The organism is Rhodococcus sp. Leaf225, assembly GCF_001426145.1.
Lineage (GTDB): Bacteria > Actinomycetota > Actinomycetes > Mycobacteriales > Mycobacteriaceae > Rhodococcoides.
Genome location: NZ_LMRN01000019.1, coordinates 70,008 through 83,615, shown reverse-complemented (window position 1 = coordinate 83,615; position 13,608 = coordinate 70,008). Strand labels below are relative to the sequence as shown.

13 protein-coding genes are annotated in these 13,608 nt (G+C 68.2%); 7 read left to right on the top strand and 6 right to left on the bottom strand.

Annotated features, from left to right (window positions below; all coding sequences use genetic code 11):
- The first annotated feature begins 62 nt into the window (after nucleotides 1-62).
- Nucleotides 63-1,643: an alpha/beta hydrolase gene (locus tag ASG69_RS12885; protein ID WP_082544680.1), complete on the top strand. Its 1,581-nt coding sequence runs from the start codon at nucleotides 63-65 to the stop codon at nucleotides 1,641-1,643.
- On the opposite strand, the gene ASG69_RS12880 is transcribed toward ASG69_RS12885, so the two are convergent.
- From ASG69_RS12880 to ASG69_RS12860, 5 genes are read right to left on the bottom strand one after another with little or no spacing between them, the layout of a single operon-like run.
- Nucleotides 1,605-2,285 carry a DUF998 domain-containing protein gene (locus tag ASG69_RS12880; RefSeq protein WP_056448253.1) on the bottom strand — a complete coding sequence of 227 codons (681 nt, stop codon included), beginning with the start codon at nucleotides 2,283-2,285 and terminating at the stop codon, nucleotides 1,605-1,607. The two genes, ASG69_RS12885 and ASG69_RS12880, sit on opposite strands and share 39 nt — an antisense overlap.
- A gap of 21 nt (nucleotides 2,286-2,306) precedes the next feature.
- Nucleotides 2,307-3,650, bottom strand: coding sequence for a DUF2254 domain-containing protein (locus tag ASG69_RS12875; protein WP_056448250.1), 1,344 nt, complete (start codon nucleotides 3,648-3,650; stop codon nucleotides 2,307-2,309).
- Nucleotides 3,651-3,683: 33 nt separating this feature from the next.
- Entirely contained in the window at nucleotides 3,684-4,085 is a 402-nt protein-coding gene (locus ASG69_RS12870; RefSeq protein WP_027504901.1) for a RidA family protein, read from the bottom strand.
- Nucleotides 4,082-4,846, bottom strand: a complete 765-nt coding sequence (locus tag ASG69_RS12865; RefSeq protein ID WP_056448247.1) for an IclR family transcriptional regulator — start codon at nucleotides 4,844-4,846, stop codon at nucleotides 4,082-4,084. The genes ASG69_RS12870 and ASG69_RS12865 overlap by 4 nt, the downstream gene beginning before the upstream one ends.
- Nucleotides 4,843-5,859 (bottom strand): sugar kinase, encoded by a 1,017-nt coding sequence (locus ASG69_RS12860; RefSeq protein ID WP_235578953.1) that lies wholly within the window; start codon nucleotides 5,857-5,859, stop codon nucleotides 4,843-4,845. Before ASG69_RS12860 ends, ASG69_RS12865 begins: the two co-directional genes overlap by 4 nt.
- Nucleotides 5,860-5,986: 127 nt before the next feature.
- Between ASG69_RS12860 and ASG69_RS12855 the strand changes: the two genes are divergently transcribed.
- The 6 genes from ASG69_RS12855 to ASG69_RS23080 all read left to right on the top strand — a co-directional run bounded on the left by ASG69_RS12855 (nucleotide 5,987) and on the right by ASG69_RS23080 (nucleotide 12,246).
- Complete coding sequence (locus tag ASG69_RS12855) at nucleotides 5,987-7,258, top strand: alanine racemase (protein ID WP_056448245.1); 1,272 nt, start codon at nucleotides 5,987-5,989, stop codon at nucleotides 7,256-7,258.
- Between the two features lie 2 nt (nucleotides 7,259-7,260).
- Entirely contained in the window at nucleotides 7,261-8,871 is a 1,611-nt protein-coding gene (locus ASG69_RS12850; protein WP_056448242.1) for an N-acyl-D-amino-acid deacylase family protein, read from the top strand.
- Nucleotides 8,868-9,500 (top strand): bifunctional 4-hydroxy-2-oxoglutarate aldolase/2-dehydro-3-deoxy-phosphogluconate aldolase, encoded by a 633-nt coding sequence (locus ASG69_RS12845; RefSeq protein WP_056448239.1) that lies wholly within the window; start codon nucleotides 8,868-8,870, stop codon nucleotides 9,498-9,500. Before ASG69_RS12850 ends, ASG69_RS12845 begins: the two co-directional genes overlap by 4 nt.
- 28 nt (nucleotides 9,501-9,528) lie before the next feature.
- The gene (locus ASG69_RS12840) at nucleotides 9,529-10,968 is read left to right on the top strand and encodes a GntP family permease (protein ID WP_042575601.1); all 1,440 of its coding nucleotides are present in this window, start codon (nucleotides 9,529-9,531) and stop codon (nucleotides 10,966-10,968) included.
- 5 nt (nucleotides 10,969-10,973) lie between these two features.
- Complete coding sequence (locus tag ASG69_RS12835) at nucleotides 10,974-11,783, top strand: alpha/beta fold hydrolase (protein WP_056448236.1); 810 nt, start codon at nucleotides 10,974-10,976, stop codon at nucleotides 11,781-11,783.
- Between the two features lie 214 nt (nucleotides 11,784-11,997).
- Nucleotides 11,998-12,246: a LuxR C-terminal-related transcriptional regulator gene (locus ASG69_RS23080; RefSeq protein WP_235578952.1), complete on the top strand. Its 249-nt coding sequence runs from the start codon at nucleotides 11,998-12,000 to the stop codon at nucleotides 12,244-12,246.
- 110 nt (nucleotides 12,247-12,356) lie between these two features.
- Here the strand turns inward: ASG69_RS23080 and ASG69_RS12825 are convergent, their stop codons facing one another.
- On the bottom strand, nucleotides 12,357-13,181 hold the full coding sequence (locus ASG69_RS12825) for a hypothetical protein (protein WP_156380520.1): 825 nt from the start codon (nucleotides 13,179-13,181) through the stop codon (nucleotides 12,357-12,359).
- Between the last annotated feature and the right edge of the window lie 427 nt (nucleotides 13,182-13,608).

The window sequence follows — 13,608 nt, the reverse complement described above, 5'->3', positions numbered from 1 at the left end:
GGTGGTGTTCCCGCTTCGAGCCGATCGGCCTCGTCGTCGGACTGGTCTTCTACTGCTGGTCGATGTCCCCGTCGCTTCTCCCCCGACCGTGGTACCTGCAGGCCGTCGCCACGGGCCTCTCGGTCGCGTGCGGTTACGGCGTCGGCGTTCTCGTCGTGTGGGGCGTCCGGCGGATGGAGCTCACTCGCGAGTGGCCCGAACGACTGAGGCGGTGGGGCTGGTACGCGATCGCCGCCGCCGCAGTCGTCGTGCTCCCGCTGTTCCTCGTCCTCGGGGCGTGGTGGCAGAACATCTCCCGCGAACTCGTGGGCATCGAACCCAGCCAGTCGTGGGACTACGCCGGAGTCTTCGTCGTCGCCGCGATCGTCGTCGTCCTGGTGATCACGCTGGCACGCGGAATCCGCCGCGTCACAGACCTTCTCATCGCGCTGATCGGTCGTGTTCTCCCGCCGCCCGTCTCGCGCGGTCTCGCCGTCGTCGCCGTCGGTGTGGTGCTGGTGTTCGCCGTCGAGGGGCTCCTTGCCACCGGGATCTCACGCATCTCCAACGGGTCCGCCGCTGCGGCCGACACCGGGAGCGCCGAGGGCGTGGAACGACCGTCGGCTCCCGAACGCTCGGGCTCGCCCGAGTCGAACGAGGAGTGGGACACGTTGGGCCGCGAGGGGCGCACCTTCGTCGCGGGCGGCCCGACGTCGGGCGAGATCGCATCCGTGACGGGACGGCCCGCCCTCACCCCGATCCGGGTCTATGCGGGACGCAAGTCCGTCGACGCCGACGGGCTCGGCCTCGGCCGGGACACCGTCGACTCGCTCGCCGACCGACTCGTCGCCGAACTGGACCGAACCGGCGCCTTCGATCGCGAGTACCTGGCGATCGCGACGACCACCGGTCGAGGGTGGGTCAACGCGTCCGTCGCGTCCTCACTCGAGTACCTCGCCGGCGGCGACACGGCGATCGCGGCGGTCCAGTACTCGTACCTGCCCAGTCCGTTGGCGTTCCTCGCCGATCGCGACACCCCGCTCATCGCGGGCCGCGCCGTCTTCGAGGCCGTCTACCAGCGCGTGCAGGACCGTCCCGAGAGCGATCGCCCGAAGCTCCTCACCTTCGGTGAATCGCTCGGGTCGTACGGCGGCCAGGACGCCTTCTCCGGAGTGCAGGACATGCTGGCTCGCACCGACGGCGCGCTGTGGGTGGGGACGCCCAACTTCTCCGAGCAGTGGTCGCGTGTCACCGACTCACGGGACCCGGGCAGCCCCGAGATCCTGCCCGTGATCTACGGCGGGCAGAACGTCCGCTTCGCCGCGGAGCCGTCCGATCTCGACGCACCCGGTCTGGTGGACTGGGAGAGCCCGCGCATCGTGTACTGGCAGCACCCCAGCGATCCGATCGTCTGGTGGTCGTTCGACCTGCTGTTCGGCAAGCCGGACTGGCTCCGGGAACCGCGCGGCGTCGACGTCGACAAGGGGATGACGTGGATCCCTCTGGTCACCTTCTGGCAGGTGACGCTCGACATGGCGCTCGCCGCCGAGGTGCCGGAAGGCCACGGTCACGCCTACGGCGCCGATGCGGCCTCCATGTGGGCGCCCATTCTGAACGTCGACGGCTCAGAGCTGGTGGACCGCGTCACCGACGCGATGCGGTGACTCCCTGAGCGCGCTCGCGCGGACCCACGACGCGAGCGAGATCAGCGCGATCACCTCCACGACGACGAGGATCCGTTCGACGTGGCCGAGGGTGACGACGCGGTACCACGGTGTCGAGGTGGTCATGCCGACGAGCAACGCGTACCCGATGGGCGCGATGGCCACGACGGACAGCACACCCAGCACGAACGTCCGTCGGGCGTGACGGGCCCACTCGCTCGACCGGATCCACGGCGCGGCGAGGGCGATCACTGCCACCGGGATGCTGACGAACGCGACCGCGGCGCCCGCGCGGTGCACCGCGCCGCCGAGTCCGAGCGTCGCGTCGTTGCTCCAGTCCTGCTTGGGAACCGCGACCACGGCGACGAGTCCCACCGTCCACAGTGTCATCGCCACCGCGGCGACCGACGACGCGCGCAGCAACGACTGCCGGACGGCAGCGACGAGAACGGCTCCGGATCCGACGGCGAGGAGCAGCACCCCGGCCGTGAACACCCACTGCTGCGCGCCCAGCCCGTACTCGCTGATGGTGCGGCGCAGATGGGCGGGCGACCCGAGTGCGGTGACGACGTCGAGGACGACGACCGTCGCGGCACCGAGCAGGATGGAGAGAAGCCCGAGGGAGGCGAGGCGGGTCTGCACAGGGTCCTTTCGGCAGCGGAACTACGACTCCACTGTGCCTGACGGTGAGCCGGACACGGCGAGTGTCGGGAGACGCCTACGCGCGCGGTCGATCTGGTCGAGGCAGGAATCCCGCCCGGCCGGATCCGTCATCTCCCGTCGGCACGCCTCGCCGAGGAGGTCGAGGTGGTACCGGACGCGGTCGATCGACGCGGTCGCGGTCGCTGCCACACCGAGCCGTTCCGCCATCCGGATACCGGCAGCGACCACCATGGGGCTCGCCATCGCGTAGATCCGTACCGCGCCGAGTGCGTGGTCGATCAGGTCGACCACGGGCACCCGACGCAGAACGATCCGTACCGTCCCGGCATCGTCGGTCCGGGCACCGCACGGCGGCGGACGGCCGACGAGAGTCGCCATCCCGACGGACAGATCGTCGAGAGCGTTGCGAGCCGTGTACGGATCGTTCGTACCCGAGGACAGAGCCCGCACCGCCATCTCGGCCAGCTGCTCGACGGCGAACTCGATGTCGTGCTGCGGAGTCCGCTCGTCGCCGATCTCGACCGCGGACTCGATCTCGCGCAGGTGCGACGCGGAGGCGGATCCGCTCCACCGTCGTGACTCCGCGATGGCGTCTCCCTCGATCACGTGCTCGCCCGGTCTGCAGAGCAGCACCACGACGGCATCGGCGTCGACGGCCGAGGACAACGCCGCGTCCTCGTCCACGTCGACGACGACACCGGAACGCGGAGCACGCACCGAGTCGACGTGGTCGGGCAGCGTCACCTCGGAATCCGACGCCGCGTCGGCCGGCGGCTCCGTCGGGTAGAGCTCGTCGACGGCTGCGGAGAGTTCGTCCCGCACGCGCGAGGACAGCGTCGCCACCTGAATCGACTGGGCGATGTGGTGGATGAAGTACACCAGCACGCCGACATCGAGCACCGCGAGGAGCACGGCGACGTTCACCGCGATGTCGGGTACGAAGACGTCGCCGTCCGAGTCGAGCGACCGGATGGAGCGCAGCACCATCAGTGCGTAGAGGAAGGTCGCTCCGAAGATGCCGAGCACCACCTGGTTCCCGCGGTCCGCCATGAAGTTGCGCACCAGTCGCGGGCCGTAGGTCGAACTGGCCGTCGCGAGGACCGAGATGGTGATGGAGAAGGACGTCGCCGCGACTCCGAGCATCGACCCGCCGATGGCGCCGAGGATGTCCCGGCTGCCACTCGCACCCACGTGGTACAGCAGCGACCCACCGATCCCGATGCCCCGATCGAGGAGCCACCGGTCCAGGGCGACCAGGAGTTGAGCCAGGACGACGGCGACGACGCCCAGGACCGCGGGAACGAACCAGAACGTGCCCTGCAGCCGTACCCACCGTCGTCTCATGGGTTCATGGTGCCCTGACGGTGGGTCGACGTGTCAGACCACCGCGATCGCGTCGATCTCGACGAGCATCTCCTCGCGCGGGAGTCCTGTGAAGACCGTTGTGCGACTGGGCAGGACGTCACCCTTCGTGTGCTCGAGCACGAAGGCGCCGTACGCCTCGTTCATGACGGCGAAGTCCTCACGCTTCGTCAGGTACACCCGCAGCATCACGACGTCGTCGAACGTTGCACCGCTCGCCTCGACGATGGCCTTGACGTTGGTCAGCGTCCGCGTGGTCTGCGCCGCGACGTCGCCGGGGTACAGGTACTCGTTGGTCGCCGGGTCGACGGGTCCCTGCCCGGACACCTGGACGAACGGGCCCTTGCGCACGCCCTGCGAGAAGGTGTGGGCGGGTGCAGGCGCATCGGTGGTGAGAACGGCGATCTTGTCGGTCATGCGGGCTCCTTCGTCGGGGTCGGACTCCAGCCGAGTTCGGCGGAGATGGTCTCGGCCACCGCGCGCACCTGCGGCAGGGTGCCGAGGACGCGGGCGTGGTCGAGCAGCATGTCGGGCACGGACATCGACACCGCGGCGACGATCGAGCCGGTTCCGTCGCGCACCGGCACGCCGATGCAGTTGACGAACGACTCGTGTTCCTCGTGGTCCTCGGCGTATCCCTGACGGGCCACGAGGGCCAGTTCCTCGAGGTAGCGCTCGGGCGTGTCGATGGTGCGGTCGGTGAAGCGGGTGTACTCGATGCGATGGGCGACGCGGAGCTGCTCGTCCGCAGGCAGCCCGGAGATCAGGATCTTTCCGACGGCGGTGCAGTGCAACGGTGCCGGGCGTCCGACACGCGAGTACATCCGCACGCTCTGGGTGGCGTCGAACTTGTCGATGTAGACGGCCTCCCCCGACTCGTAGGTCGCGAGGTGGATCGTCTGCCTGGTGTCGGCGTTCAGCGCAGCCAGATGCGGCCGCGCCAACGTCCGGATGTCCCGCTGCTCCAACGACCGATTGGACAGTTCGAAGAGCGTCGACCCCAGGCGATACCGGTGTTCGTGGTCGTGCTGGACGAAACGCTCCGCCTCCATCGCGCGCAGCAGTCGCAGGACCGTGGTCTTGTGCACATCGAGGTGGGCGGCCAACTCGTCCAACGATCGCGGACCGTCGGCCAGCACCCGGAGCAGGCTGAGCGCGCGGGACACACTCTGACTCATACGGCGATTCCCCTCTCGGCGTCGTAGTCGATGGTCGACCACTCCTCGTCCGAGGATGTCACCAGTGCATCGAGACGTTGCAGCGGAAGCAGATGGGCGGCGTCGCCGTGCGCGGTGAGGGCGCCGGCGGCGCACAGGTGCCCCAGCCTGATCGCACGCTGCTGGTCGTCGCCGCGGAGGACACCGGCCAGGTAGCCACCGGCGAATGCGTCTCCCGCACCGATCTTCTCGACCACCGACAACCGCAGGGCCGGGACGTCGACACGCTCGGCGCCGTCGAATCCCACGACCACGTGGGCGTCGTTCTTGATCACCAGGCGGCGCGGCTCGGGGAACAGGCCACGCAGCGCGTCGGGGTCTCCGGTGCCGAACACCGCGTGTGCTTCGTCGGCGCCCATCAGCACGATGTCACTGCGTCGGACCTGCTCTGCAAGAACCACATCGGCGCTCTCGGCGGTCCAGAGTCGGGGACGGTGGTTGAGGTCGAAACTCAGCAGACCGGGCGACGACGCCAGCGCGGCCGCAGCGTCGCGCGCGGTGTCCGACAGGGCGAGCGTGATGCCGCTGACGTGCACGAGGTCGGCCGCCGCGAGCATCTGCGTCGCACCGACGACATCGTCGACACACAGCGCACTGGCGGCGGAACCGCTGCGGAAGTACGTCATTCGGCTCTCCCCGGCGGGTAGGTCGGACGCGTGACCGCTGCCCGAACCACGCTCCTTGACGTACATTCCGGTGGTGCGGGTCTGGTCGACGATCACCGCCGACGTGTCCACCCCACTCGCGCGCAGCGTTTCCGTCAGGTAGCGGCCGAAGCCGTCGTCACCGACGCGCGAGAGCCAGGACGCCTCGACGTCCAACTGGGCTAAGACCCGCGCGACGTTCGCCTCGGCTCCCCCGGCCGACCGCTCGAACGTGTCCGAGTGTTCGAGGGGGCCGGGCTGAGCGACCATGACCACGAGTCCCTCACCGACACACACCACCCGTGGAGTCGCCGCGCCGGGTGATCTCACATCAATTCCCTTCGATGTCTTGCGAGTTGTCCCTGTTCGTTGCAGACTAACGACACCGAACACGCTTTGCAATCAGCGTTGCACCATACGCAACGCTACAGCGCCGCATCCGGCGCAGGAGGATTCGATGATCGACAAGGCCGCCGTCGAGGCGCTGCACGACCGCACTCTCGGCCCCGAGTACAAGTCCGTCCCACCCGCCGCGTGGGGCCTCACCGTGCGCGACTATCTGGCGACGGCGCCCACTCTCGCCGAGTTCGCGACCCCGGTCGTCACGCTGGACCGCCGACACCTCACGTCGAACATCGATGTGATGACGCGGTGGGCCGATGCGGCCGGCATGCGTCTGGCACCGCACGGCAAGACCACGATGGCGCCGCAGCTCTGGGCCGAGCAGCTCGAGGCGGGCAGTTGGGGAATCACCCTCGCCACCGGGTGGCAGGTGCAGCTGGCGCGCGGATTCGGCGTGCAGCGCATCCTTCTCGCCAACGCACTGATCGACCCGGTGACACTCCGCTGGATCTCGGCGGACCTCGACGCCCTCGACGACGTCGAATTCGTCTGCTGGGCAGACAGTGTCGACACCGTGACACGCATGACGGAGATCCTGGGTGCCGTGACACGACCGATCCCGGTGATCGTCGAACTCGGTGGGCCGCACGGCCGCACCGGGGCACGCAGCGTGGACGAGGCACGACGCGTCGCGGCCGCGATCTCCTCGTCGCCGTCGGTGACCCTCGCCGGCGTGGGCGGATACGAAGGCGCGCTGGCCCACGACCGCACACCCGCAGGACTGGACGCCGTGCGCGCCTACCTCGACGAGGTCGCCGCCCTGCACGCCGGTCTCGCCGCCGACGGCCTGTACGAGGGACGGGCGATCGTCACCGCGGGTGGGAGCGCGTACCAGGACCTGGTGGTCGAGCGGCTCTCGTCGGTCGTCGACGACGACACGGCCGTCGTGCTGCGCTCGGGCGCCTACGTGGTGCACGACGACGGCTTCTACGCCGACATCTCCCCGCTCATCGCCTCCCGCGTCGGCGAGCAGCACCTGTCCTCCGCGATGCACGGCTGGGCGCGGGTGGTGTCGCGTCCGGAACCCGAACTTGCACTGCTCGATGCGGGCAAGCGCGACTTCCCGTTCGACGAGGGGCTGCCGACACCGCAGCGCATCGGCGGCCGGGACGCGGAGGCGGGGCACCATATCTCGGCGCTCAACGATCAGCACGCCTTCCTCCGGACGCCGGGCACGGCCCGCGACGACGTTCCCGTCGGGACGGTCGCACGGCTCGGCCTGTCGCATCCCTGCACGGCGTTCGACAAGTGGCGTCTGCTTCCGGTCGTCGACGACGCCGACGCGGCGAACCCGCGCATCGTCGACCTGATCCACACCTTCTTCTGATCATGGCGGACATCCTCTTTCGCGGCGGTGACGTCGTCGACGGCACCGGGTCCGACCGAGTCCGCGCCGACGTTCTCGTCGACGACGGACGCATCACGCGGGTCGCGGCACCGGGCACCGTCGCCGACGCGCGGATCGTCGTCGACGTGCCTCGGGGCCACGTCGTCGCACCGGGTTTCATCGACATGCACGCCCACTCCGACCTCGGACTGCTGACCGCGCCCGGACACGTTCCGAAGATCACCCAGGGCGTCACCACCGAGGTGCTGGGTCAGGACGGGCTCTCCTACGCACCCGTCACCGACGAGACGCTCGCGGTCATCCGCCGTCAGATCTCCGGATGGAATGGCAATCCCACCGATCTCGACATCACGTGGCGCTCGGTCGCCGAGTATCTGGACCGGCTCGACCGGGGCATCACCCCCAACGCCGCGTACCTGGTGCCGCAGGGAACGTTGCGCTATCTGGCCGTCGGAGCGGATCAGCGTCCCGCCACCGCTGCCGAGATCGAGCACATGCGAGAGCTGGTGGCACAAGGCATATCCGAGGGCGCAGTCGGCATGTCCAGCGGACTGACCTACACGCCCGGGATGTACGCCGACACGGGCGAACTGCGCGCGCTGTGCGAGGTCGTCGCTGAGTTCGGTGGCTTCTACGCTCCGCACACCCGCTCCTACGGCAAGAACGCTCTCGGCGCATACCGGGAGATGATCGAGCTCTCCCGTGAGACCGGCTGCGCCCTGCACCTGACCCACGCCACCATGAACTTCGGCGAGAACAAGGGCCGCGCCGGCGAATTCCTCGACATGGTCGACGCCGCGATCGCCGACGGGTGCGACATCACGCTCGACACCTATCCCTACCTGCCCGGCGCCACCACCCTGTCCGCGCTGCTGCCCAGCTGGGCGATGTCCGGCGGACCCGATGCGGCGCTGGGCCGTCTCGACGATCCCGACGTGCGGCGCCGCATCACCGACGACGTGAATCGCTACGGCTCGGACGGCTGCCACGGCGTCACGGTGGAATGGGAGACGATCCAGCTCAGCGGCGTCGCGAACGCGGATCTCGACCGCTACGTCGGGAAGACCGTCCTCGACATCGCGACCGAGGAGGGCCGCGCACCCGTCGACGTGTTCTTCGACGTGCTCCAGCGAGATGCGTTGAGCACCACCATCCTGCAGCACGTCGGGCACGAGGAGAACGTGCGCGCCATCATGGTGCATCCCCACCACATGGGCGGCAGCGACGCCATCCTGGTGGGCGAGCGTCCGCATCCGCGGGCCTGGGGCACGTTCCCGCGCTACCTCGGTCACTACGTCCGCGACGAGGGCCTGATGTCGCTCGAGGACTGCGTCCATCACCTCACGGGACGGCCCGGCGCACGACTCGGTCTCACCGATCGTGGTCTCGTCCGCGAGGGCCACGCAGCAGATCTCGTGGTCTTCGATCCGGCCACCGTCCGGGACACCGCCACTTTCGACCACCCCAAGCAGCAGGCCGTCGGCATCGCGCACGTTCTCGTCAACGGCTCCTTCGCCGTGCGCGACGGCGTCCCCACCGGGACACTCGCCGGCCGTTCCCTCCGCCGCACCTCTCACGGAAGAACCTCATGACGACCCGTTTCGATGACGCACTTGCGACGATTCTCGAGGACCGCGCGCTGGTGGTGGTCCGCGCCCCGTCCATTCCCGACCCCGCCGCATTGGCCGACGCCCTCGTCGCCGGCGGACTGCGCGCAGTCGAACTGACCTTCACCACACCGAACGTGCTGGACTGCCTGCGCGCCGCGTCGTCGTCCGGTGCCGTGATGGGTGCGGGCACCGTGATGACGGGTGATCAGGCTCGCGCCGCCATCGACGCGGGTGCACGCTTCCTCGTCACTCCCGGACTGCGTCCCGACGTCGCCGCGGTGGCGCACGAACGGGACGTGCCCGTCATGATGGGCGCGCTCACGCCCACCGAGATCATGGCGGCGCTCGATCTGGGCGCCGCCGCGGTGAAGGTTTTCCCCGCGAAGCTGTTCGGCCCCAGCTACTTCGGTGATCTCCGCGGACCGTTCCCCGACGTCCCCCTCGTTCCGTCCGGCGGCGTCAATGCCGACAATGCCGCCGACTACCTCGCCCGCGGCGCCGTCGCCGTCACCGCGGGCACCGACGTCGTTCCACCGGCCGCGGTCGCGGCCGGGCTCTGGGACGACATCACCGCTCGCGCCACCTCGTTCGTCCACTCACTCTCCCGCTGACTCTCCACACACTTCGAAAGGCAACCTCATGGGTTCCGTCGTCGACTGGTTGAGGACGTCCACTCCCGGACTCCTCGTTCTGTGCGGTATCGCGATCGCGGTCCTGCTCGTCGTCATCATCAAGGTCAAGCTCGAACCGTTCATCGCCCTCCTCATCGTCGGCCTGGGACTCGCTGTCGCAGCAGGTCTCCCGGTGTCGCAGATCGTGGGTACCGCCATCAAGAGCGGCGACTCGATTCTCGAGACGGGCTTCGGTGGCATCCTCGGCCACATCGCCGTGATCATCGGACTGGGCACCGTTCTCGGCGCCATCCTCGAGAGGTCCGGTGGTGCGCAGGCACTCACCGCCAAGCTTCTCGGCGTCTTCGGTGATCGCGGCGCACCCATCGCGATGGGTCTGCTCGGCCTCATCTTCGGCATCCCCGTCTTCTTCGACATCGGCATCTTCGTTCTCGCCCCGCTCGTCTACGTCGCGGCGCGACAGGGCGGAAAGTCGTTGGTGTTGTATGCACTTCCGATGCTCGCGGGCCTGTCGATGACGCACGCGTTCCTGCCTCCGCACCCCGGCCCCGTCGCTCTGGGCGGCCTGCTCGAGGTCAACCTGGGCTGGCTGATCCTCATGGGCTTCATCTGCGGCATACCCGGTTTCATCGCGGCCGGTCTCGTGTGGGGCAGCTACATCGGCAAGCGCATCATCGTCGAGGTTCCCGAGGACTTCGTCAACGATGCCGACGACAACGGACCGCACACGTCGGGCGGCACCGCCGTCGAGACGAAGCGGCCCGTGGTCACCACTCCCCCGTCCGTCGCGACCATCGGCGCCATCATCGCCGTGCCCTTGGTGCTCATCCTCGGCGCCACGTTCGGCACCATCCTGCTCGACGAGGGCAACCTGCTCCAGGTCCTCACGTTCTTCGGCACCCCCGCGGTCGCTCTGCTCATCGCGGTGCTCATCGCGTTCTACGTCCTGGGCATCCGGCGCGGTTCGACGGTGCAGGAATTGTCCACTCTCACCGGCGAATCGCTCCGCCCCGTCGGCATGCTGCTGCTCGTCGTCGGAGCGGGCGCGTTCTTCGGCAAGGTCATCTCGGCCACCGGAATCGGTACCGCACTCGCGGACACCATGTCCGCGGCGGGACTGCCGATCATCGTGCTCGCGTACATCATCAGCTGTGCACTGCGCATCGCTCAGGGATCGGCGACCGTCGCCATCGTCACGACCGGTGGCATCGTCGGACCGCTCGTCGCGGCGCAGGACTACTCGCAGATGTCGGTCGCGCTCATCGCCATGGCGATCGCGGCGGGCTCCATCATCCTCAGCCACGTGAACGACGGTGGGTTCTGGATCATCGCCAAGTTCTTCAACCTCACCGTCAAGCAGACGCTGCAGACGTGGACCGTGTTGGAGACCGTGCTGTCGGTCGTCAGCTTCGCCGTGGCAGGGGTGTTGTTCGCGATCGTAAGCTGACGATCATGCCCACTTTCGTGACGGACGACGACGTGACCCTGAGCTACCTCGACGAGGGCAGCGGTCCCGTCGTCGTCCTGGTCGCCGGGTTCGGCGCTCCGGCGACCACGTGGGTGTTCCAACAGGATGCGCTCGTGCGGGCCGGGTATCGCGTGCTCGCGCTCGACCGGCGCGGCCACGGCGACTCCGAGGCACCCGATCACGGCGCCACCATGGCGCGGCACGGCCGGGACCTCGACAACTTCCTCACCGCGGTGGGCGTCGAGACTGCCGTGCTGATGGGTGGCTCCATGGGCGCGAGCACCGTCTGGTCCTACATCCGTACGACCGGGACGTCGAGGGTCCGCGGTGTCGTCTCGGTCGATCAGACGCCGAAGATGATCAACGACGCGTCGTGGCCGCACGGCTTCTACGGTCTGACCGACGCCACCGTCGACGGGTTCTTCGCGAAGGGCATTCCCGCCACGGGACACGGACCCTCGACATTCGCCTCGCTCCTCCCCGTCGCGAAACTGATTCTGCGCCTGCGGTCGATGCCCAGAATGGTGTCGTCCGAGACACCGCCCATGAGAGCACTTCTCGACGACCACGCCCGCCAGGACTGGCGCACGGACATCCGGGCCGCGGACGTACCGATCCTCATGATCGCGGGACGGAACAGTCAGTTCTGGCCCTCGGATCACGCAGTGGTCACCGCGCGCGACACCGCGCAGGGTCAGGTCGCGCTGATCGACAGCGGCCACGCCGCGAACATGGACCGTCCACGTGAGGTGAACGAGGCCGTGCTGACCTTCCTGCGCGGCATCGGGTACTGACTGTCGTCTGCGCGACGGACGGTGGAGATGCCCGTCGTCTGATTGCATGGACCGGTCACAGTCCGCAGATGGTGAGCTCTGCGAAGCATGCCCCCGACGTCGGGGTCCCCCGAAGTCGTGGCTACCGAGCTGCCCGGAACAAAACGTACGGTCCTCCCATAACAGCAGCGCAGCGCTGCTGCGCCGAGCAGGGGGACCGATACAGATGCAGGCAATGATGACCGACGACGACATCGTGAGACCGGCCCTCAGCGTGCGGGAGGTGGAGGTCCTGCGGGCGTGGATCATCAGCGACTCGAAGGGCACCGTCGCACGGTCGCTCTTCATCTCCCCCGCCACGGTCAACACCCACATCGCGCGCATTCGCGAGAAGTACGAGGCGGTAGGCCGCTCGGCCGGGTCGAAGGCTGCACTCGTCGCCAGAGCGCTGCAGGACGGGCACGTGGGGTTGGACGAGCTATAGGCCTGGCGCATCTGCTCCGCTCACTCCACCTATCGGCGGGATCCCGCGCGACAGAGTGCCGAGGGGGGCAGAACCTCCAAGCTGTGACAGTCGACGACCACGAGTCGAGTTCAGTCGCAGGTGCCCGACGGCAAAGCACCGAGGTTGTCGGCCAACCATTCCGCCACCACGTCGAGTGCTCTGATGCCATCGTCGAACGTCCCACTGACCGGCTCAGCTGCGATCGCGACCGCAACTCGACCATTGTCGGTCGTGAGGATTCCGAACTGCCTGACGAGGTAATCTCCGTCCGTCCCCGGACCCCACCCGCCTTTGAATGCGGAGCCAGACAAGGCGCCAATTCCCCATTGCTGCGAGTCGTCGACTCGAGTCATCAGATCGATGGTCTGCGAGGCGCTCGGGTCGCACGCCGCATGTGCTGCGAACCGCGCTTGATCCGCCAGCGACCACTGGGTCTGGCCGAAAATCGAATACTCGCTGCGCGACCGGATCGTCGGCACTGTCGTCTTGGAGTCGCCTGACTCTTCCAGAACCGCTTCGATCGACGCGGCTGCCTGCTCGGGCGGCCCGAGCTGTTGCCACAGGTCTTCTGCGGCCTCGTTGTCCGAGTTGACGATGGCCGCGGTCTGTTGCTCCGCCGAATCGACCACCAGCCGTTGCGCCGCCATCACCATTGGCACTTTGATTGTCGACCACGCGGGCCCACCCTGTACGGGGCCCCATTCCGATACCTCGGCGCCATCGACCGGCGTTACGGCAACACCGACTTCTGCCATCACGGTCGACGCCATGTTGGTGAATGCCCGGTCCAGCGGTTCTGCGTTGGGGACCGGGAGAGTCGATGCCGGGAAAACTGGTGCAGGGAACGTCAGGGCCGGCTCTTGTTGCTGTTGAGACGTAGTCACCGATTCCGGCGTCGACTCGGCTGAGCGCACGGGAATGGTACAGGCGGTGGCCACAACCACTGCGCCGGCCGCAATCGCGAGACGCCACCAAACGGAGTCAGTAGACATACACAACGGCGTTGTCGCCGCCAGCGCAGGTCACGACGCGTGCGTTGGCGACGCAGTTCATGTCGTACACGGTGCCCGTCACCGGACTGACAGCGGTCACCAGGCGGGACAATCCGCGAGGGCCTGTCGAGGCGTAGGCAAAACGCACCTCTTCTGCGAACGGGCATGACGTGACAGACGACCCGACCGCAGATGTCGTGTAGCCGTTCAAACTTCCGTATACGGAGCCGCACGATTGTGCGGTCGAAGGAAGCGCAGCAGCCGGCGCGGGCGCAGGCGCAGGTATGGGTGCTGGTGCTTCGACGGAACCCGGCTGCTCAGAGGCAGCGGTTGCAGCCGATGGCGAGGC